18 protein-coding genes and 1 tRNA gene are annotated in these 22,613 nt (G+C 33.4%); 13 read left to right on the top strand and 6 right to left on the bottom strand.

The annotated features are described in order from the left end of the window. Nucleotides 1-50: 50 nt before the first annotated feature. Both nusA and rimP read right to left on the bottom strand, forming a co-directional pair. Complete coding sequence (gene nusA, locus NHF50_RS08745; protein WP_109569325.1) at nt 51-1,289, bottom strand: transcription termination factor NusA; 1,239 nt, start codon at nt 1,287-1,289, stop codon at nt 51-53. A 16-nt stretch (nt 1,290-1,305) separates the two neighbouring features. Continuing rightward, a complete protein-coding gene (gene rimP, locus NHF50_RS08740) occupies nt 1,306-1,773 on the bottom strand; it encodes a ribosome assembly cofactor RimP (RefSeq protein ID WP_252775867.1) in 468 nt (155 codons plus the stop codon). A 170-nt stretch (nt 1,774-1,943) separates the two neighbouring features. Here rimP and NHF50_RS08735 point away from each other — a divergent pair, with 170 nt between their 5' ends. After that, entirely contained in the window at nt 1,944-2,768 is an 825-nt protein-coding gene (locus tag NHF50_RS08735; protein ID WP_252775864.1) for a universal stress protein, read from the top strand. A gap of 53 nt (nt 2,769-2,821) precedes the next feature. On the opposite strand, the gene NHF50_RS08730 is transcribed toward NHF50_RS08735, so the two are convergent. Further along, a tRNA-Gln gene (locus NHF50_RS08730) sits at nt 2,822-2,892 on the bottom strand. 165 nt (nt 2,893-3,057) lie between these two features. On the opposite strand from NHF50_RS08730, the gene NHF50_RS08725 reads away from it, so the two are divergent. Both NHF50_RS08725 and NHF50_RS08720 read left to right on the top strand, forming a co-directional pair. Continuing rightward, nucleotides 3,058-6,258: a DUF2723 domain-containing protein gene (locus tag NHF50_RS08725; RefSeq protein WP_252775862.1), complete on the top strand. Its 3,201-nt coding sequence runs from the start codon at nt 3,058-3,060 to the stop codon at nt 6,256-6,258. Between the two features lie 13 nt (nt 6,259-6,271). Next, entirely contained in the window at nt 6,272-6,943 is a 672-nt protein-coding gene (locus NHF50_RS08720; protein ID WP_252775860.1) for a polysaccharide deacetylase family protein, read from the top strand. On the opposite strand, the gene NHF50_RS08715 is transcribed toward NHF50_RS08720, so the two are convergent. Both NHF50_RS08715 and NHF50_RS08710 read right to left on the bottom strand, forming a co-directional pair. Further along, the gene (locus NHF50_RS08715) at nt 6,940-7,236 is read right to left on the bottom strand and encodes a co-chaperone YbbN (RefSeq protein ID WP_109569323.1); all 297 of its coding nucleotides are present in this window, start codon (nt 7,234-7,236) and stop codon (nt 6,940-6,942) included. The genes NHF50_RS08720 and NHF50_RS08715 overlap by 4 nt on opposite strands. A gap of 73 nt (nt 7,237-7,309) precedes the next feature. Next, nucleotides 7,310-8,545, bottom strand: coding sequence for a metallophosphoesterase (locus NHF50_RS08710; RefSeq protein WP_252775858.1), 1,236 nt, complete (start codon nt 8,543-8,545; stop codon nt 7,310-7,312). Nucleotides 8,546-8,945: 400 nt separating this feature from the next. Here NHF50_RS08710 and NHF50_RS08705 point away from each other — a divergent pair, with 400 nt between their 5' ends. The 10 genes from NHF50_RS08705 (at nt 8,946) to polA (ending at nt 21,043) form a co-directional block, all read left to right on the top strand. Beyond that, entirely contained in the window at nt 8,946-10,841 is a 1,896-nt protein-coding gene (locus tag NHF50_RS08705; RefSeq protein WP_252775857.1) for a tetratricopeptide repeat protein, read from the top strand. Next, nucleotides 10,841-11,134: a response regulator gene (locus tag NHF50_RS08700; protein WP_252775855.1), complete on the top strand. Its 294-nt coding sequence runs from the start codon at nt 10,841-10,843 to the stop codon at nt 11,132-11,134. Before NHF50_RS08705 ends, NHF50_RS08700 begins: the two co-directional genes overlap by 1 nt. A gap of 137 nt (nt 11,135-11,271) precedes the next feature. After that, nucleotides 11,272-11,550, top strand: a complete 279-nt coding sequence (locus tag NHF50_RS08695; RefSeq protein WP_252775853.1) for a LytTR family DNA-binding domain-containing protein — start codon at nt 11,272-11,274, stop codon at nt 11,548-11,550. A gap of 119 nt (nt 11,551-11,669) precedes the next feature. Then, complete coding sequence (locus tag NHF50_RS08690; RefSeq protein WP_252775851.1) at nt 11,670-13,127, top strand: hypothetical protein; 1,458 nt, start codon at nt 11,670-11,672, stop codon at nt 13,125-13,127. Nucleotides 13,128-13,135: 8 nt separating this feature from the next. After that, nucleotides 13,136-13,606 carry a T9SS type A sorting domain-containing protein gene (locus tag NHF50_RS08685; RefSeq protein WP_252775848.1) on the top strand — a complete coding sequence of 157 codons (471 nt, stop codon included), beginning with the start codon at nt 13,136-13,138 and terminating at the stop codon, nt 13,604-13,606. Nucleotides 13,607-13,609: 3 nt separating this feature from the next. Next, entirely contained in the window at nt 13,610-15,058 is a 1,449-nt protein-coding gene (locus NHF50_RS08680; protein WP_252775846.1) for a DUF1566 domain-containing protein, read from the top strand. A 56-nt stretch (nt 15,059-15,114) separates the two neighbouring features. Then, entirely contained in the window at nt 15,115-15,840 is a 726-nt protein-coding gene (locus NHF50_RS08675) for a hypothetical protein (RefSeq protein ID WP_252775844.1), read from the top strand. A gap of 13 nt (nt 15,841-15,853) precedes the next feature. After that, nucleotides 15,854-16,651, top strand: coding sequence for a T9SS type A sorting domain-containing protein (locus NHF50_RS08670; RefSeq protein ID WP_252775842.1), 798 nt, complete (start codon nt 15,854-15,856; stop codon nt 16,649-16,651). Nucleotides 16,652-16,787: 136 nt separating this feature from the next. Further along, nucleotides 16,788-18,095 (top strand): T9SS type A sorting domain-containing protein, encoded by a 1,308-nt coding sequence (locus NHF50_RS08665; protein ID WP_252775840.1) that lies wholly within the window; start codon nt 16,788-16,790, stop codon nt 18,093-18,095. Nucleotides 18,096-18,202: 107 nt separating this feature from the next. Next, complete coding sequence (gene polA, locus NHF50_RS08660; RefSeq protein ID WP_252775838.1) at nt 18,203-21,043, top strand: DNA polymerase I; 2,841 nt, start codon at nt 18,203-18,205, stop codon at nt 21,041-21,043. A 115-nt stretch (nt 21,044-21,158) separates the two neighbouring features. On the opposite strand, the gene NHF50_RS08655 is transcribed toward polA, so the two are convergent. Continuing rightward, complete coding sequence (locus NHF50_RS08655) at nt 21,159-22,613, bottom strand: P-loop NTPase fold protein (protein ID WP_252775836.1); 1,455 nt, start codon at nt 22,611-22,613, stop codon at nt 21,159-21,161.

Here is a 22,613-nt window from a genome sequence, read left to right as displayed (position 1 = left end):
TAATTTTTCTAAAATTCAGTTTGTGTTGTGTGTTTAGCAATTATGTCGAGTTAGTCTTCCAATTCTTCTTTTAGAATTCTAAACACATCTAAAATAGTTTCTTCCTCTAAATCTGTTCTTCTTATCAGATCTTCCACATCTTGTCCTAACACGCTTCTAGCCGTATCTAATCCGATTTTTTCAAACTCTTCGATTACCCAGTTCTCGATTTCATCTGAAAACTCTCTCAATTCTACATCATCCACTTCTTCAACACCTTCACGGATAACATCAATATCATAACCCGTCAACATACTTGCTAAACGAATATTGTGCCCTCCTTTACCGATAGCTTTTGATACCTCGTCGATTTTCAAGAAAACTTCTGCTTTTTTGGTTTGTTCATCAATCTTAACCGATGAAACTCTAGCCGGGCTCAATGCTCTGGTAATATACAACTGCGGATTTGTAGTATAATTGATCACATCAATATTCTCATTTCCTAATTCACGAACGATACCGTGGATACGAGAACCTTTCATTCCCACACATGCGCCAACAGGATCAATTCTGTCGTCATAAGAATCCACAGCTACTTTTGCTTTCTCACCAGGAATTCTAACCACTTTCTTAACATTAATCAAACCATCAAATACCTCTGGAATTTCTTGCTCAAAAAGCTTCTCTAAGAAATCCGGAGATGTTCTTGACATCACAATCTGCGGTTTATTTCCTTTTAATTCTACAGACTCAATAATTCCTCTTACATTATCTCCTTTTTTGAAATAATCATTTGGAATTTGTTTATCTTTAGGCAATACGATCTCATTTCCTTCATCATCCATCAAAACTATCATTTTAGGACGAACATGGTGCACTTCTGCTGTGTAAATATCACCTATAAGATCTTTAAACTGTTTGTAAAGATTTGTATTATCGTGTTCATGTATCTTAGAAATAAGATTTTGACGCAAAGCCAAAATAGCTCTTCTTCCCAGATCAATCAACTTCACTTCTTCCGACACCTCTTCTCCGACTTCAAAATCCGGCTCTATTTTACGAGCTTCAGAAAGTGATATCTCAGAATTCGGATCCTCAACCTCTCCATCTTCCACAACCGTTCTGTTTCTCCAGATTTCCATATCTCCCTTATCCGGATTTATAATAATATCAAAATTATCATCAGAACCGTATTTCTTCTTTAACGCATTGCGAAATACATCTTCCAAGATCGCCATCAAGGTAACTCTATCGATAAGCTTATTATCTTTGAACTCTGAAAACGAATCGATTAACGCAATATTCTCCATGTCAACTTATTTGTTTTTAAAATGATATTATAACTGTTGCTTCTTTAATTTCAGCATACGGCAACACTTCTTTTTTCGCCACCGTTTCTTTTCCTTTACCTATTTTTTTAGGCTCTCTGGCTTTCCATTCCAAAGTAATACTCTCTTCATCAGCAGCAGTTATTTCTGCTTCTATTTCTCCCCCCGAATTCTTTTTAACTTTAAGCTTTCTTCCGATGTTCTTTTTAAACTGTCGCACTAATCGCAACGGACTAGCAGCTCCGGCAGAAGCGACTTCAAGTGAAAAATCTTCTTCTTCTCGATCAAGATTGTGCTCTATAGCTCTACTCACATCAATGCAGTCCTGCAAATTTACACCATTATCTCCATCTATCACAACATTTATTTTATTTCCTTCGCTAATTTTCAAGTCAATAAGAAATAAATCCCCACGTTCTTCCAACGCTGAATTTAACAAATGCCGAACCCTATCTTTAAAACTCATATTTTATAAAAAGAGGCACGCTGTGCGTGCCTCATTATTTAACTAGTAATAAATAATTTGCAGCAAATATACGCATATTTTTTTAATTAAAAAAAAATTGTAGTTTTGATACATATTTACTAACTTTATTATGTAAATCTTTACATCCAACCTTTTAAAAAACAAACTTTATGAAACGAATTTTAGTACCTACAGATTTTTCTCAACATGCCGAATATGCGTTAAAAGTTGCTGCCCAAATTGCTCAAAAAAACAATGGAGAAATTTTCCTAGTCCACATGCTTGAGCTTCCGACATCCGGAAACGACGCTATTTCCACCGCACACGAGATGCCGGAACTAATGTTGTTTAAAAATGCTGCTATTGCCAAATTAGACACCTTAATGAGTGCGCCTTACCTTAATGATCTAAAAGTTACAAAGATAATTCAGTTTGAAATGGCTTTCAGCGGTATCATCAGAAACGCAGAAGAACACAAGGTTGACCTGATTGTAATGGGTTCCCACGGAGCAAGCGGATTCCAGGAAATGTTTATCGGATCAAACTCCGAAAAAGTAGTTCGTAATTCTGAGATCCCTGTTCTGATCATCAAAAAAGAAGATGACAACTTCAATGTTGATCATTTTGTTTTCGCTTCAGATTTTTCAGACGAGATCAAAAAACCTTTTGAAAAAGTAGTTGATTTTGCTAATGAATTTAATGCTCACCTTCATTTGGTAACCATCAACACTCCTAACAATTTTAAATCTACTCGTGTTGCTCAAAAAATTATGGATGAATTTGCAAGCAATTTCAAAATCCATAAATTCTCTACCCACATCTACAATGATATCAATGTAGAGAAAGGAATATTACACTTCGCCAAAGAAGTAAATGCCGATTTAATAGGAATGAGTACTCACGGCAGAAAAGGAATTTCCCATTTCTTTAACGGCAGTATCAGCGAAGACCTTGTTAATCATGCTAAAAGACCTGTAGTTACATTTAGAATTTAAGTTCTGAAATTATTAAAAATAAAAAACTCCGCTTTTAAGCGGAGTTTTTTTTGTTGGCCCACAAGGACTCGAACCTTGAATGACGGTACCAAAAACCGGAGTGTTACCATTACACCATGGGCCAATACCCTAACAACCTTTTCGATTGCGAGTGCAAATGTAATACATATTTTTTATTCTGCAAATTTTTCTAAAAAAAATATTAAAAATTATTTTTTGGCTTTTCCTTAAACAAAAAAATAGTTTCTTTGTAGAAGTTTACAAGCTATTTAAAGTTAAAACAATCTCTATGAGTTCATTCAATTTCAAGAAATGGAATACCGTCTTAGGATGGATTACTTTTGCCGTTGCATTAACCACTTACTCTTTAACTGTTGAACCTTCCATGAGTTTTTGGGATTGTGGCGAATACATCACAACTTCAGCAAAATTAGAAATTGGACATCCTCCCGGAGCTCCCTTATTTCAAATGCTCGGTGCTTTTTTTGCCATGTTTGCCACCAGCGCATCACAAGTAGCTTTAATGGTCAACATGATGTCTGTGTTTTCAAGTGCCTTTACAATCTTATTCATGTTCTGGTCCCTAACCCTTTTAATGAAAAGATTATTTATTCCTGAAGATGCGAGTAACTCCAGCTATATTACAATTTTAGGGGGAGCATTTATCGCTTCACTAGCCTATACATTTTCTGACAGCTTTTGGTTCAACGCTGTTGAAGCCGAAGTTTACGCCATGGCTTCCTTTCTGATCGCAATCCTGTTTTGGTTAGGTTTGCGTTGGGAACAAGAAATCGATACCCCAAGAGGAAATCGCTGGCTTTTATTGATCTCCTTGATTATAGGTCTTTCATTCGGAGTACACTTTATGGCTTTATTAACACTGCCTTCTATAGGCTTCTTATATTTCTTTAAAAAATATAAAAACGTTACCGTAAAAAGCTTTATTATAGCCAATATAGCTATTGTAGCTATTTTACTCTTTATTTTCAAACTACTTTTACCTTATACATTAGCTTTCTTCGGAAAAACCGAAATTTTTATGGTAAATAGTTTAGGACTACCTTTTAATTCAGGAACTATTTTTGCCTTCTTAATGATTGTAGCGCTCTTTTATTTCGGACTTAACTATACCCGAAAAAAAGGATATGTTTTATACAATACCATCTTGTTATGTACCCTGTTCATCTTGATTGGTTTTTCAACCTGGATGATGTTGCCAATCCGCGCAAATGCAAACCCTCCGATCAACGAGAATAAACCTTCAGATGCGGCAGAGGTTTTAGCTTATTACAACAGAGAACAATACGGAGAACAAAAATTATTTTACGGTCCTCAGTTTTCAGACACTTATTCAGGACTAGACGAGGAACAACCTTACCTTGACGGTAAACCTAACTACGAAAGAGATTACAAAACCGGAACGTATATCATTACTAACAATTATAAAAATTCCGTTCAAAATACCGACAACAATCACAAAGCCTTCTTACCGAGAATGTGGAGTAGCGAGCACAATGTAAATTACATGATGTTCACCGAACCTTTAGATTTTAGAATCAAACCTGAATATGCTGACGAGCATGAATTAGTTGAAGTCGTTGCCGAGTTCAGAAGCGGTTTTAATCAAGGTAAATTTGATCTGGACGATTATGATAAGTTCTTAAAAGGTTATGGTGAATACCTAATTGTTGAAAAACCTAGCTTTTTAAGCAACATGAAATTCATGTTCCAGTTTCAATTCGGATATATGTATTGGCGTTACCTGATGTGGAATTTTGTTGGTCGTCAAAGCGACAATCAATGGAAAGGAGACACATTTGACGGTAACTGGATCAGTGGTATCACTTTCTTAGATGAGTTGCGCTTAGGAAATCAAGAAAACCTGACTCCTGACATGCTGAACAACAAAGGAAGAAATACTTATTTCTTTTTACCTTTCATTTTAGCCTTAATCGGAATGATTTTTCATGCTAAAAAAGACCTTAAAAGTTTCTATGTTCTTTTAGCTTTATTCCTATTTACCGGACTGGCTTTAAAAATATATCTAAACGAAAGACCTTTTGAACCGAGAGAACGTGATTATGCATTGGTAGGTTCATTCTATGTATTTGCAATGTGGATGGGCTTTGGTGTTTATGCTCTTTATGACGGTATTAAAAAAACACTACAACCTAAGATTACCGTACCGATTGTATTAGCCGTTTGTTTCCTTACTTCGCCATTTTTAATGGCCAAAGAGAATTGGGACGACCACGACAGAAGTAACCGCTATACTGCTATTGCAATGGCTAAGGCTTATTTAGATTCTTGTGACAAAGATGCTATTCTCTTTACTATCGGAGATAACGACACTTTCCCGTTATGGTATGCTCAGGAAATTGAAGGTTACAGAACAGACATAAGAATCGTCAATACAAGCTTATTCATGACTGACTGGTACATTGACCAAATGAAACGCAAAGCTTACAATTCAGACCCTGTTCCTATTTCATTTACCAGAGAACAGTATAGGGGTAGTAATCGGGATTATAGTTTCTTAATTGAACGCACTAAAGACTCTATATCTCTTGATGATTTTATCAAGTTCTTATCTTTAGATGATGAGCGCGCTAAAGTACAATTGAGAAGCGGACAATGGATCAACTATTATCCTACGGATAAGGTTTTCATCCCGATTGATAAAGAAAACATTATTGCAAACAAAGTTGTCTCTCCTGAGTTATATGACTCCATAGTTCCGGTTATGCATTTCCAGATCAAAAAAGACGCCTTATACAAAAATCGGTTAATGATGCTTGATATTATCAACCAAAACAACTGGAAAAGACCTATCTATTTTACCGGAGGAAGTTTTGGTGAAGATGATTATCTATGGATGAAGGATTACTTAGAACTGGATGGTTTGTGCTTCAAATTAGTTCCGGTGAGAACGCCTCAAAAAGGCAAACCAAACCCTATGGAAATGGGATTGATCGATACGGACAAAATGTACAACATTGTAACCAACTGGTACTGGGGGAATAGTGGTAGTCCTGAAATCTATCACGATCCGGAGACTCGCAGAAACGGTATTACTTACAGAACAAATTTAGCCCGATTAATGGAAGCCCTGATCATTGAAGGTAAAAACGACAAAGCTGAAAAGGTTATTGATCTGGCTATGGAAAAAATGCCTGTTAAATATTTTGAATACTACACCATAGTTGAACCGTTTGTTCAGGGGTATTATGAGATCGGCAAAAAAGACAAAGCCAGAAAACTACTGACTGAGCTTATTCAAAAATATCAGGACGAATTAACATTTTTCAATAGCATGTCATCTAATGGACGTTATGATAATCGATACGACATTGTAGGTAGCATAGAGCGCTACAGAAGCCTATTAGAATATATGAAAGACGCTCACGATGAAGATTTCTATAATCAGGAAAAAGTAAAATTCAACAATTTCAACAAACTCTTCCCCGAATTCAGAAGAGAAATGGAATAAAAAAATAAATTAAATGAGCCACGAAGTTTTTATTCGTGGCTTTTTTGAAATTATGAATTGGGTAAAAACACATCCTATAGTTAAATCCTTATTTCCGAAGTACATTTGGACAGTGCCAGATTCGCCCAAAAAAGTATATCTTACTTTTGATGATGGTCCGATTCCCGACATCACGGAATGGGTTTTAGATCTATTAGAAAAAGAAAATATTAAAGCAACTTTTTTTTGTATCGGGGACAATATCAGAAAACACCCGGAAATTTTTCAAAAAGTAATCGCTAAAGGGCATTCCATAGGAAATCACACGTATAATCATTTAAACGGATGGAAAAACCCGACTCAGAACTATGTCCGTAACTTTGAAGAATGTAATAAGATCATTGAAGAATACGGAAATCCTACAAAGCTTTTCCGACCTCCTTACGGAAAAATTAAACCTTCCCAAGCCAAAATCATCCGTAGAAGCGGATATACAATTGTAATGTGGGACATTATCTCGTATGATTTTGATGTGAATACCACTCCTGAAGAATGCTTTCAAAATGTAGTCAAAAATACACAAAATGGAAGCATTATCGTATTTCACGACAGTATAAAAGCATGGCCTAATTTACAATTAGTCCTTCCTAAAGTGATACAAGAATTAAAAAAACAGGGAGTTGAATTTGGAAAACTGAATTATTAAGCTTGCTCCTGTACCAAAGTGATCAATGTATTAGCGTCTAATTCTCCGCTTTGTCTCCATACCATTTGACCTGCTTTGTAAATCATTAAAGTTGGTAATCCTTTAACTCTAAGAGCGTCTGCTAATTCTCTATTTTTTTCCACATCAATCTTAATAACCCTTGCCTTATCTCCTAACGCCGCAGCAACGTCACGAATCACTTCATTCATCGCAACAGACGGCTCGTTCCACTCTGTAAAAAAATCGATTAATACAGGAACTTTAGCATCAATTAACTCTCCGAATTTTGACATAAAATTGATTTTATACTATCAAAAAATACATTTTCCTCAGAAAACAATATACAAATGTAACATTTTTACTGAATTATGCTACATTTTCTCCTTTTTTTAGTTCAATAACTGTTATTTCTGGCATAATACCTACTCTTCCGGGGTAAGCATGGAAGCCAAAGCCTCTGTTTACATACACATATCGTCCCGCATTCTCATACAATCCCGCCCATTGCTTGTACATGTATTGTACAGGACTCCATTTGATCCATCCGGGAATTTCGATCCCGAACTGAAAACCGTGTGTATGTCCCGAAAGCGTTAAATGATAATTGTTCGAATGCGTTTTCACTTCATGCTCCCAGTGGCTCGGATCGTGACTCATTAATATCTTAAAATCTTTCTGTTGTATCCCCTCTGAAGCCTTGGCTAAGTCACCGGCCTTTTTAAAATGCATCCCCCAATTTTCAACACCTACTAATTTGATCTCACCAGCACCTCTCTTAATGGCTACATTTTCGTTCAGCAACAGCTTAAAATCAATCTTTTTGTGCAACTCTTTTATTGCCTGAAAATTTTGATCTTTCGCTCCTTGGGAATTCCATTGATAATATTCACCGTAATCATGATTCCCTAACACTGAATATTTACCCAAAACCGGATTATGGATCTTCTTAAAAATATCAATCCAGGGCAACATTTCTTTGGCATGAGTATTTACAATATCTCCTGTAAAAAGTACCAGATCTGATTGCTGTTCATTTATCAGGTCAATTGCATATTGTATTTTCTCGGCATCGTCAAAACTTCCGCTATGAATATCGGAAATATGTGTAATGGTCGTACCGTCAAAATCGTCCGGTAAATCAGGAAAAAACAAGGTTTGCTTCATCACCTTGAAATTATATTTCCCTTTAGTCATTCCATACAAAAGTGATGTGAAAGGAACGGCAGCTAAAGCTAAAGCCATTTGACTTACAAATTTTCTTCGTTCGGGTAAAAAGCCTGATGTTGTTTCTTCATTCTTTGAGAAATACTGAAAAACACCTTGAAACAATCTGAAGACATCTTCCGAAAACAACGTTAACGTTAAAATAATTTTAGGCAAATACAATAATAGAAATAAACCAATAGTCCACTGAAAACGTTTATCCTGCGCTGTATTTCTATCAAACGTAAAAAAGTAATAGGCTAAATAAAGTAAAAAGACCACAGATATTATTCCGTAGATCAACAATACCCATTTCGATTTGGCAGCGGTTTTAACTGCTTGAAAAGAATATATTTCTATAAAAAGAAAGATTAATATTGGGACAATAATACGATACATAAATCAATATTTTATGCAAAGTAACTAATTCTTCTCCTAGAAATTTGATTCTCAATAAAGTTTAACGAGATTCTAACAATTACTTATAGTACAAATAGCACAATTAAGTTTAAAATTAAAACCAGAACTGAAATAGCAAAAATTAAATTATATGGATCAACTAACTTATTCATGTTTCAAAGCTAGTCAATAAAGATTTTTAGATATTTATAAAGTTCACGAAAGCTCTATTTCTTTCCATAAAACCTCATTTTCGGATTATGAAACTTTATGATCTACTAGAAAAAACACATTTTTTCGCTCCAAATTGATTTATTTCTTATTTAATTCTATTCTACTTGATAACATTTTTATTTTGTTTCTTTAAAATAATACTAAATTTGGATAGTAAGTCTTTTCTATGAAAACAAAACTACTCTTAACTTATTGTTTCCTATTTGCTTTTTTTCTGCCTCATAGTAGTCATGCTCAAGATGTAATTGACTCTTTGAAAAAGAGCCTAGCAGAAAGTAAAAACGATAAAGAAAAAATCAAAATTCTAAATGATTTAAGTTGGGAAATTGCTCCTACTGATTACGATTCTTCAATTGTTTTTGCAGAGGAAGCTTTGTCAATGGCCAAAAAAAAACATCCTAAACTTGAAGCTGAAGCTTATACCTGTTTAGGTTCTGCTAATGATTTACATGGAAAATATGATTTGGCAATTTTAAATTATCAAAAAAGTTTTGAAGGTTACAAAAGTATTAAAGATGAAACTGGCATGGCCAAAGTATACCTCAATATAGGCGCTAGTTTTTATTATCGTGGTGTTTTTGCTAAAGCACTTGAAAATTACTTGGAAGCCGCTAAAATTCAAGAGAAAATTAAGGATGAAGGAACTCTCGCTAAGACACTGAACAACATTGGTTTAATTTATCGAACCAAAAACAACAATCAAAAAGCTTTAGAATGTTTTTCAAAATCATTAAAGATTAAGAAAAAACTTAATGATAAAAAAGGAGTTTGTTACACCTATAGTAATATCGGTATTATTCATCAAAACCAAAAACATTGCGATAGCGCCTTGTGGTATGCTAATGCTTCATTAAAATTATCTGAGGAAATTCAAAGTCCATTTGATATTGGAACTTCATTAGTAAATATTGGCGAAGCTTACTTCTGTTTAGAAAATTATAAAGAAGCTAAAAAATTCTATTTAGACGCCGAAAAAATATTAATAAAAAATACCGATGAAAACACTTTGGCTTTTTGCTACAAAGGGTTAGGAAACGTTTTTGAAAAAGAACACAACTTTGAAAAAGCTCTTGAATATTATGAAAAAGGAATTCAATATGCTAAAGCTACCGAACGCAATGAACTTTTAAGTGATTTATATCGTTCCGTTTATGAAATCGAAGAAAAATTACAATATCCCGAAAAGGCCTTGAACTATTACAAGTTGTATTCCCAAATGAAAGATTCGGTTTTTTCAATAGAATCGAACAGAAACTTGAACGAATTGGAAATTGTTTACGAAACGGATAAAAAACAAAAGCTAATTGAAGAAAAAGAAGCAGATCAAAAACGTTTACACAATTACATTATTGCATTGGGTTTTGTTTTACTTATTGTCATATCGAGTATTTATATTGTAAATAAACAAAAAAGAAAACTAGCTAGCCAAAAGAAAATTTTAGAAATATTAGTTGATGAAAAAAACACATTGTTAAAAGAAACGCATCATCGTGTAAAAAACAACTTTCAAATTGTATCCAGTTTGTTGTATTTACAATCAGAAAGTTTACAAAACAAAGCTGCTATAGATGCCATACGCGAAGCACAAAACAGAGTTCGCTCGATGATTTTAATTCACCAACGGTTATATAATAGAGATGAAATTGTTGGGATTAATGCCAAAGAATACATTACGGATTTAGTTAATGATTTAACCGAATATCAAGCGACCAAAATTGAAAATTTAAAAACTGAGATTTCGGTTGAAAATCTTGTGTTTAATGTAGATACTATTACTCCAATTGGTTTAATGGTAAACGAATTGGTAACCAATATTATCAAACATGCTTTTGATGACCATATTACGAATCCTATAATTAAAGTAGATTTACATAAACAAGATGAAGAAATAATTCTAATAGTTTCCGATAATGGAAAAGGATTGGTAAAAGAACCTAACCCCGATTCATTTGGAATAAAATTAATTCATTCTCTATCTAAAAAATTAAAAGGAAAAGTTACTTTTACAAACCAAAAAGGTACAACTGTAACTATAATAATGAAACGCTTTACTTTAGTCTAATGAATAGAATATATATAGTTGAAGACGAACCGCTAATTGAGCAAACTATTGAAACGGCTCTAAAAAAGTATCATTATCAAATTGTGGGTGATGCCGATAATATTGAAGATGCCTACGAAGAGATTTCCGAAATTAAACCAAGTCTAATATTAGTAGATATCACATTAGAAGGAAAAGGAGACGGAATTGATTTGGCTAAAAAAATTGATGCTGAATTAAAAATTCCATACATCTTTATTACTTCTTTGTCTGATCCTATGACTATCCAACGCATTAAAGATGCAATCCGGTAGGCTATATTGTAAAACCTTTTACTGAAGAAAACTTATTGGCTAACGTAACCTTGGGTTTATTCAAAAAAAACACGGAACAAACTAAAATAGAGCCTGAAAAAACTATCGACGACTTCTTTGTAAAACATCAAGGCAAAATGATTAAAATTCCAGCAATAGAAGTAAGTCATTTTGAAGCGTATGATAATTATTGTTTTTTACACACAACAGATAACAAATATTTAATTACTCATACATTAAAATCGGTTGAAGAAAAATTACCTCAACATCATTTTTTAAGAGTACATCGTTCGCATATCATAAATATAAAGCATATTGATTTTCTTGATGAAAGTAATGTATATGTAAACAGTCATAAAATATCAGTAGGTAAGTCGCATCGAGAAGAATTGCTAAAAATGATCAATCTACTCTAATCATTCACCAAGAAAAAACATACTTTCACCCGGCAAATTTGGTCATTCACTAAAAAAACATTTTTTATAAGTAATTGATTTTTAAGCATTTGTATTTTTACAACGTTTAATCATTACTTATGAAGAAAAAAATACTTTTACTAACCACTTTATTATTTAGTCTCTTTACGGCAAATAATTTTGCACAACCATCAGATACAGAAATTGTTTCTTTATTAAAAGGGAAAGGTGCTATCGATGTAAAATTTACTAGTACAAAAGGCACCATTCACACTACTGTTACTGAAAAATGGTACGAACGCACAGCAGAAAGCAAATGGAAAACAGAAATTCCAAATATTTATCGATGGGAACGTTCCGATTATCGCTATGATTTCAGAAGTGGAAAATGGTCGTACAACAGAAGTTACTTTGGTTCAGGATGGTATGATGGAATTCCAAATCCTACAGAAAAAGAAATAGTTGCCATTTTAGAAAACTCTATGGTGGGTTACCAAGGTGCATATTTTCAAAAACCTATATTTAAATTAGCTAAAGAACCAAAATTCAATTGGCATACTTTCAACAGTGTAGAATTTAATATAGAAGCAGTTTATTTTAAAAAAGTAAGCTATACCGAATTCCAAAAAGTAAAAGCAACATTCCCTGTACGTTTGTACAAAGATTGCGGCAACGGAAAATATGACAATACTGCAAAAAAAATCTTCAAAGACGCTTCTTGGCTTCCAGTTCAAATGGCAATGATTTCAAATAGTTATGGAAAAGAAGAAGTATTAGAAACCAAAAAAATCAGCAGTGAAGAAGCCGAAAATCTTCGCAACATGCAAGAAATGTATGGCGATGAGATTGCTAAAAATCAATTAGCGGCAATGGGTTCTATTGACATTCCTGCTTTTAAAAATGACAAAGAAGCTATTGTATGGATTCACAATGTAATGTATAGTGGTGATGCTAAAAAAGCAGAGTTAATGGCCTATCACATGCTTTCTTCATTCTATTTCGAAAACGGATCTGCAGCTACTTTAAACGAAAGAGGAAAACAATTAGTAGAAAACATTAAAAATGGTGTAAAAACGTATGCTACCATTTACTGCGAACACCCTAGTATAAAACACCAACAAAGCGGTATGCTTCAATTCTATGACCGAGACAATTATTCATTTGGTAGAATTGCGGTTCAAAAAGAAGGAGATGCTTATAAAATATCAGATTTAGAGTTTGCTTATGCCCCTAATTCTTCACAAATCAATGCTTGTAAACAAGCTGCTGATAAGAATTGTGGAGAAGCAATTAACACAGGAACTACTGCTGGTCCAGAAAAATTCAACATTGGAGATTTAGTTATAGTAAATTGGAACGGTCAAGGAAAAGATTTTTATACCGGAAAAATAACCAAAATAGATGAATACAATAGCAACCGCTACTTTGTAACATTTGATGGAATCCAAAGTGCTTGGATCAATGGGAAATTCATTGGAAAAAGAGGAACCCCTGATTCAAAATCAAACAACTCAACTTCAGAACCTAAAAAAGAAAGTAAGCTAAAAGGCTTAGGCAAAAAATTTGGGTTAAAATAACACATAAAATGAAAAACAAATTATTTATTACCTGTATTTGCATACTAGGTTGTACGACTCTTTTTTCTCAAAAAAACACGGTTAGCGCAGGAGGAAACAACATAGGCCCTGGGGGGTCTTTTAGTTATAGTGTTGGACAAATAAATTATACTTTTCAAACTAATGGAAATGAAAATATCATTGAAGGTCTTCAACAACCATATGAAATTTCGGTATTAGAAATCAAAAACTTTGAAACCCTTTCTAACATAACGGTTTTTCCAAATCCAACTACACAGTTTGTTACCATTTCTGTAAAAGAATTTGAAAATATTGAATATCAATTGTTTGACACTAACGGAAGATTAATTCAATCAGGAAAAATAGTTAACACTGAAACCACAATAAATGTTAGTCGATTACCTCAAGCTACGTTTATTTTAAATATAATAAAAAATCAGAACATTAATAAAACTTATAAAATAATTAAAAAAGACTAACTCATGAAAAAAATATTTACTGTAATATCTTTTCTAATTTTCGCTATTTCTTGGTCACAAGCTCCTGAAAAAATGAGCTACCAAACAGTGATTAGAGATAATGCTAATCAACTTTTGGTGAACCAATCTGTAGGTGTTCAAATAAGCATTTTACAAGGTTCAATATCAGGAGTTTCGGTATACAGCGAAACCCACAACCCTACATCAAACGCAAATGGTTTAGTAACCTTTGAAATCGGAAACGGAACTACTTCTGACAATTTTTCTAGTATAGATTGGTCAAACGGACTTTATTTTATTAAGACAGAAATCGATCCATTAGGTGGAAATAGTTATACTATAACAGGTACTAACCAATTTTTAAGTGTACCTTATGCTTTATATGCAAAAACTTCTGGAAACGGACAAGGACCAGCAGGAGCTGATGGTGTTGGAATTATATCAACTGTTAACAATGGAAATGGAACATATACTTTCAATTATTCTGATGGTTCATCTTTTACTACTACTAATTTAACAGGTCCATCTGGAAATGGATTTACAAACGGAACACAACCAGGCGAAATAAAATACTGGGATGGAACAAATTGGATTTCTTTACCTCCATCTACAAACAATAATTATTATCTAACTTTTTGCAGTGGTCAACCAATGTGGACTAATAGTTATTGCCCAGCAGAAGTGAATGCATTAAATTGTGGTTCAGCAAGTACTACTAGTTCCGTTTACGCAATGGTAAACACCGTTGGAGTTAGTGTACTTTTACCTTACACAGGCGGAAATGGAGGCCCATACAGTGGTCAAACTATTACATCAACTGGTGTAACAGGATTAACGGCAACATTAAATAATGGGACTGTAACAAACGGAAGCGGAAATTTAACTTTAGCAATAACAGGAATTCCTTCAGGAACAGGTACTGCGAATTTCTCAATAAGTTTTGGTGGACAAACGTGTACATTTAGTGTTTCGGTACAAGCACTAACTATAGGAACTTCTTATGGCGGAGGTATTGTTGCGTATATTTTACAATCAGGAGATCCTGGTTATTCAGCAAGTGAAATGCACGGATTAATTGCTGCAAATAGTGATTTAGTAGGAACCTATGGATGGGGATGCAATGGAGTAACTGTGGGAGGAACAAGCCCTGGTTTTGGAACAGGAATGGCTAATACTATTCAAATAACGAGTGTTTGCGGTGCAGGAACAGCTGCACAATCCTGTGATGCCCAAACGATTAATGGATATACTGATTGGTATCTTCCAAGTACAAATGAATTATTGGCAATTTATCCAAACGCAGGATTAATCGGTGGATTTTCGGCCACACGTTATTGGACCAGTACAGAACTAGGGGGAAATGCCGCGAGAGCGATTGATTTTACAACTGGCGCTGGAATGATAACTTCCAGAATCTCACTCTATCCGGTTAGGGCGGTACGTTCGTTCTAATTATTTGTTTTCTTAAATCAACTAGCTAAAGAAGTTCAAAACATAAAAAATAACTAATGAAAAATTTACTCTTAATCTTAACTATTATGACATTACATGCTTGTTCAAAAACATCTGGAGATCATCCTTCTGATGCTGAAATAACAGATTTATTAAAAGAAAAAGGTGCTATTGAAGTTCGTTTTACAAGCGACGAAGGAACGGTTCATACTACACCTACTGAAAAATGGTATGAGCGCACCGCTGAAAGCAAATGGAAAACCGATGTAGATAATGTCTATCGATGGGAACGTTCTGATTATCGCTATGATTTTGTTGGAAACAAATGGGTATACAATAGAAGTTATTTTGGAAGTGGATGGTATGATGGTGTTCCAAATCCCACAGAAGAAGAAATTGTTAAAATCTTACACGATTCAAGAGCAGGTTACCAAGGTGCTTATTTTGAAAAACCAGTTTTTAAACTAGCGGAAGATCCAAAGTTTAATTGGCATACTTTCAATAGTGTTGAATTTATGGTGGAAGCAACTTATTACAAAAAACTAAGCTATACTGAATTCCAAAAAGTAAAAGCCACGTTCCCTGTCCGTTTATACAAAGACTGTGGCGGCGGAGTTTACAATAACAGTGTAAAAGAAATTTTAAAAGACGCCGCTTGGTTGCCAGTTCGTATTTACTTGATATCTACTGATTATGGTAAAGAAGAAATATTAGAAACTAAAACAGTAGATAGCAACGAAGCAGACAACCTTCAAAATATGATAGAAGTTTATCCTTATTAAATTAAAAGACATTATGAAAAAACAATTACTCTTTTTAGCATCACTATTTACATTAACATCAATTGCACAAACCACAGCCATTCCTGATGCAAATTTTGAACAAAAACTAATTGATTTAGGAATAGACACCAATGGATTAAATGGTAATATTTTAGATACTGATGCTGCAACTGTAACATCACTTGATATTTCTTTACAGTTTGTAATTAGCGACATTACAGGAATTGAAGCTTTTGTTAATTTAACCCATTTTAATTGTGCTTTAAACAATATTGGAGCGTTAGATTTATCTCAAAACACAGCACTTCAAGTTTTAAATACTTCAGGTAATATCTACACATCAATAGATTTATCAAACAATCCAAACTTAATTGATGTAGATGTTAGGGGATCTTTTGTTACTACTGTAGACTTAAGAAATGGCAATAATGCTGCTATCACTAGCTTTTATGCAAATACAAGCCCAAATTTAACATGTGTATTTGTTGACAACGCAGCTAATAGTTATTCTGGTTGGTACATTGATGCAAATGGGAGTTATGTTAACAACGAAATCGAATGTGCAAATTTGAGTTCAAACTCTTTTAATGAGGCCACTTTTTCAATTTATCCAAATCCTGTTTCTGACTTCTTATCAATCACTTCTGAAAGCGCAATTTCTAAAACAGAAATATTTGATTTATCTGGTAAAAAAATATTAGAAAGCAAACAAAACACACTTGATGTTAAATCTTTTTCTAGCGGAATTTATGTAGTAAAAGTAACCAACATCAATGGTAATATTTCAGTACTTAAATTTTGTAAGAAATAATAATATACTATGAAGGTTATAAAAAAATCGATAGAAAAATACCGCTTAGAACTGCTTTTAACAGCACTTTACGGTACCATAATTTGGATAATAATTCAATTACTTTTTATATAAACATTTTAAATCTTAACTACTTATGAAAACAAAATTATTTTTAGTAAGCTTATTAGCTTCATTTTGGGCAAATGCACAAACAACTCCAATTCCTGATGTTGTCTTTGAACAATATCTTGTAGATCAAGGATTTGACACAAACGGCATGAATGGAAATATTTTAGATTCTGATGCTCAAGCAGTTACTAGTTTAAATATGACTGGTTTAAACATTACTAATTTATCTGGTATTGAAGCTTTTACAAACATTTCCAATTTAATTTGTGTTAGCTGTAATTTAACTTCAATTGATTTATCAAATAACCCTAACATTAATACAATTAATTTTAGAGTAAATCTTAATTTATCTTCATTAACATTTCCTACAGTAGCTACAAACTTATTTGAAGTTACTTTAAGTGGTTGTAATTTATCTTCATTAACGCTGCCATCAGCCTCAACTATTAGAAGACTTTATATCGATGAAAACCCAATTAGTTCATTAGATTTATCAAATTCTAGTACATTACAACAACTAACTGCAAATAATTGTAATTTAAATGCAATTAATATAACCAACCTTTATCTTTCCAGATTAGAACTTAACAATAACCCTATTGGTTCTATAAATTTAACAGGTCAAACTGGACTAGGTATTTTAAAAGTTAGTAATTGTAACTTAAATTCATTAAATCTTACGGATTGCGACAACTCACTTAATACAATAGATTGTTCTAATAACAATTTAAATACATTAGACTTTACAAATCAGACCAATATTCAGTTTTTAAATTGTAGCAATAATAATTTAACAAGCTTGGTTATTCCAGCAACTGTGAAAAAACTATATGCCTCAAATAATAGTATTGCAAATAACCTTGATTTAAGCAATTCTTCTGATTTAATGGAATTAGACTTATATGGAAATGATTTTCAAAAGATTAATTTAGCTGGTGATAATGATAGCAATTATGATTTTTTCGATTTAAACGGAAATCCAAATTTAGATTGTGTGCAAGTTAACGATCCGTCAGCAATGATTGCAAATGGTTGGAATTTTTTCATCAGCTCAGCATCCTTTTCAACAGATTGTTATACTTTATCATCAAATCATTTTCAACAAAACAACTTCTCATTATATCCTAATCCGGTAGAAAATCAATTTACTATTTCATCAAATAACAATGATGAAATAAAAACTATAGAAATTTACAACATACAAGGGCAATTAGTTAAAACAGAATTAAATTCTAACACAACCAAAACAGAAAACTTAACACCAGGTTTTTACTTGGCAAAACTAACTTCTTATGACGGTAAAGAAGCGAATATCAAATTTTTGAAAAAGTAAGTAGTTAAGTAATTTTTTCAATTTCCGTTATATAAGAGTTCTCAAAAGGAACTCTTATTTTTTTAAAATAATATCCTACCTTTGTTTAGGAACCAATTACATTTCAAATGTCACAAAAACGATTATTTCTACTCGATGCCTACGCTTTAATTTTCAGAGGTTATTACGCATTTATCAAAAACCCCAGAATCAACTCAAAGGGAATGGATACTTCTGCTATCATGGGATTCATGAATTCTTTAATGGATGTCATACGACGCGAAAAACCGGATCATTTAGCTGTTGCATTTGACAAAGGAGGAAGCACTTATCGTTTGGAAATGTTTGAAGACTATAAAGCGAATCGGGATGAAACTCCGGAAGCTATCAAAATTGCTGTTCCCTACATTCAGGAATTGTTGAAAGCCATGCAAATTCCCATTATTGAAAAAGCAGGCTATGAAGCCGATGATCTGATAGGAACTTTATCCAAACAAGCCGAAAAAGAAGGATTTAAAGTTTTCATGGTCACTCCGGATAAAGATTTTGCCCAACTGGTATCCGAAAATATATTTATGTACCGCCCTGCCCGAATGGGTAACGGAATTGAAATTTGGGGAGTCGATGAAGTAAAACAAAAATTTGAAATTGACAATCCGTTACAAGTCATTGACTTTTTAGCCATGATGGGCGATGCTATCGACAACATTCCGGGATTACCGGGTGTAGGCGAAAAAACAGCGAAAAAATTCCTGGCTCAATATGGCTCTATAGAAACTCTTTTAGAGAACACTCACGAGCTAAAAGGTAAAATGAAAGAAAACATAGAAGCCAACAAAGAAAAAGGAATCCTATCTAAAAAATTAGCGACCATATTACTCGACTGTCCGGTTGAATTTGATGAGGATGATTTTGAACTTTCTAAACCCGATGTAGAGAAAACCGATGCGATTTTCCAAGAATTGGAATTCCGTCAAATGAAAGCCCAATTCGATAAATTATTCGGTTCCGGAAAAGAATACGACGAAATTGAAAGCAATGGAAACGGGGATGGCTCTGCAAAAAAAGCACCACAGAAGAAAACAGCTGAAAACCAGATGGATCTTTTCGGATTCAGTGAACACGAAGAAGATACCGCTTCTAATTCGTTTTATGCTACTTTAGAATCAACCGAACATTTTTACCAGATTGTTCAAGGTGATTTAGGGCTAAAATTATTTTTACAAAATCTAGAAAAACAAACCTCTGTTTGCTTTGATACCGAAACTACAGGAATTGACGCACTCAATGCCGAATTAGTCGGAATTGCCTTTTCATGGGAAAAAGGAAAAGGCTTTTATATCCCGTTCCCGGAAAACCAAGAAGAAGCAAAAATTTTAGCTGAAAAATTTATTCCTTTCTTTTCTAATGAGAGTATCGAAAAGATCGGACAAAACATGAAGTATGACCTGAAAATTTTAGCCAACTATGGTATTGAAATTAAAGGACCGTTCTTTGATACTATGATCGCCCACTATCTGATCAATCCGGATATGCGTCATAATATGGATGTGTTGAGTGAAACTTATTTAAAATACGCTCCGAAACCTATAGAAGCCTTGATCGGTAAAAAAGGGAAAAACCAGCTTTCCATGCGTCAGGTCGAAGTAGAAGCTGCAAAAGAATATGCTGTAGAGGATGCTGATGTTACTTACCAGTTAAAACAGCACTTTCAGCCTATTTTAGAGAAAGTAGGAACCAAAAAACTATTTGACGAAATCGAAATCCCGTTGGTTCAGGTTCTGGCTGATATGGAACGGGAGGGTATCCGTTTAGATGTTGATTTCTTAAAAGCCATTTCTACAGATATGGAAAAAGAGATTGCCGCATTTGAACAAAAAATATACGAAGAAGCCGGTGAAAGTTTCAATCTGGCTTCGCCAAAACAATTAGGTGACATCCTGTTCGACAAATTGAAAATCGGAGGTCCGAAACCTAAGAAAACAAAAACGGGACAATATGCTACGGGTGAAGAAGTTTTGAGCTACTTAGCCAAAGATCATGAAATTGTACGCAATATTTTAGAATGGCGTCAATTGGTCAAACTAAAAAGCACGTATGTGGATGCCTTACCTGAACAGGTTGATGCGAAAACGCAGCGCATTCATACCGATTATATGCAAACGGTTGCTGCCACAGGACGTTTGAGTTCCAACAACCCGAATTTACAGAATATTCCGATCCGTACGGAAAGAGGTCGGCAAATTCGTAAAGCATTTATTGCCCGCGATGAAAACTATACCTTAGTAGATGCCGACTACTCACAAATCGAATTGCGTATTATCGCTGCTTTATCCGGTGAAGAAAACATGATCAAAGCCTTTCAGAACCATGAAGACATTCACAAAAGTACGGCCGCAAAAGTTTTTAATGTTCCTCTTGAAGAAGTGACCAAAGAACAACGTAGCAATGCCAAAACGGTAAATTTCGGAATCATTTACGGTGTTTCCGCTTTCGGATTGAGTAACCAGACTAATCTGACCCGAAGTGAAAGTGCTGCTTTGATCGATGCGTATTACAAAACTTATCCAAGATTAAAAGCATATATTCAGGAACAAATTGAATTTGCACGCCAACATGGTTATGTGGAAACGATTTCAGGAAGAAGACGCTATCTGAAAGACATTAACTCAGCCAATGCTGTAGTACGCGGTGCTGCCGAACGAAATGCCGTTAATGCACCTATTCAGGGAAGTGCTGCCGATATTATCAAAATTGCCATGATTAACATTCACAAACGATTGAGAGCAGAAAACTGGAAATCGAAAATGTTGTTACAGGTTCATGATGAATTGGTATTTGATGTACACAACTCGGAATTAGAAAAAATAAAACCTCTGATCAAAAGCGAAATGGAAAATGCTTTCCAGCTAGCCGTTCCTTTAGTAGTTGATATGGGAATCGGACAAAACTGGTTAGAAGCACATTAATTTTAGTTTACAGTTTTAATTTGTCATTTCGACTAGCAGGAGAAATCTTATAGAGTTATTTAGATAATTTGATTTCTCACTCTGTTCGAAATGACAATTCTATACACATTCGTATTTACAAAACATTTGCAACTATTTTTTTAATGTCGTTTAATGAATTATTAGACACTTTTATATCCAACAACTCATTTAAACTAAATTTAGTTATGTAAACATAAAATAAATAATCTATTTCAGTACTTTCAAAAATACCATTCTTTACATCCGTATTAAAAAATTTGACACTAATATCTCTTAGCTTTTTTAAAGGTCCGAAACAAATTTTAAACTTAACTTCACTACTATATTCGATATCATCCGCAATAGTTTTCTTTATTTCATTCAGACTTAGGCTTGCTAAATTCCTGTTAATAAAACTTCTTAATCCGTTAAAATCATTACTAACTCTAATTTTATCAGAATAAATTCCTGCCATTTTTTCAAAATTCAAAAAATCAACAAATATATCAGGGTAAAACTCATGAAGAATTATCAAATAAATCACCAATATAGTTTCAAAATATGACCTTTGCCTATCATCTGCCATATCAATATTTGGGAAATTACCCAACAATCGTCTGAATTCTCTAATTATATTAAACTTATTTAAAACCTTTTTAACTCTTCTAGGGTTTGTAAAATTTATATCTTCAAAAAAATCACTAATCCAGTAATTTATTGGTCGGCTTTCACTTCCTATTGTATAAGTCCTATTATCAAAATATCTATCGACTAATCTTAATAAATTATTATGCCCTGGCATGGAAAAAGAAATATCAAATATTTTCTCTAAATATTCGTTTGCTTTAATTACTTTACCATACTTGGTTTTTACCGCTTGATTAACCGCTACTTTGTCAATTCCACAGAAAAAGATAGTTCTTTGACCATATGTAAAAAACAACTTAATTGCCGATAATAAATTGAGAACTTGTTCTGGCTCACATCTATCTAAATCGTCAATAAAAACAATATTGTAATCTTTCTTTTTTTCTGCTTTTAATTTATCTTCTAATCTTATAAATTCAGTTTTAAAACTTTTTAAAGATTTATAAAAAGAGATTTCCTCTTTTTTAGAAAACTCATCAACAAATCCATTCATATCTAAATCAACACTTGGCCCCTTTGGATAAAGTGGAATATTAAATTTGACAGACCTTCCTAAACCTCTTAAAATTCTTCCTCCAAACTTTAATAAATCTTGACAAAATTCTTCTCCTGTATCTACATTTTTTGCGTTTATAAACTCCAATAAGGACATTGCTAAATTTTCATCTTTTTCAAATTGCCATGCTTCAAAGAAAAAAGTATTAAAATCACCTTTTAAATCATTTTCTAAAAACTTCATTAAAGAACTTTTACCACTTCCCCATTCTCCATAAAGTGAAAACATCTTAATTTTATCAAACTGACTTTTATTTCCTTTTAAAAAAGTAGAAATTAAATTCCCCTTTTCTAAAACCCCTAAATAATCATTTTCTTTTGATAAATTTTCAACAGGAAGATTAGCTAATATGTCTATCTTATTCAT

It is taken from the genome of Flavobacterium sp. NRK F10 (assembly GCF_024054235.1).
In the GTDB taxonomy this organism is placed as follows: Bacteria; Bacteroidota; Bacteroidia; order Flavobacteriales; family Flavobacteriaceae; genus Flavobacterium; species Flavobacterium sediminis.
The sequence above is the reverse complement of the archived record's forward strand: the minus strand, read 5'-3'. Positions and strand labels throughout refer to the sequence as shown.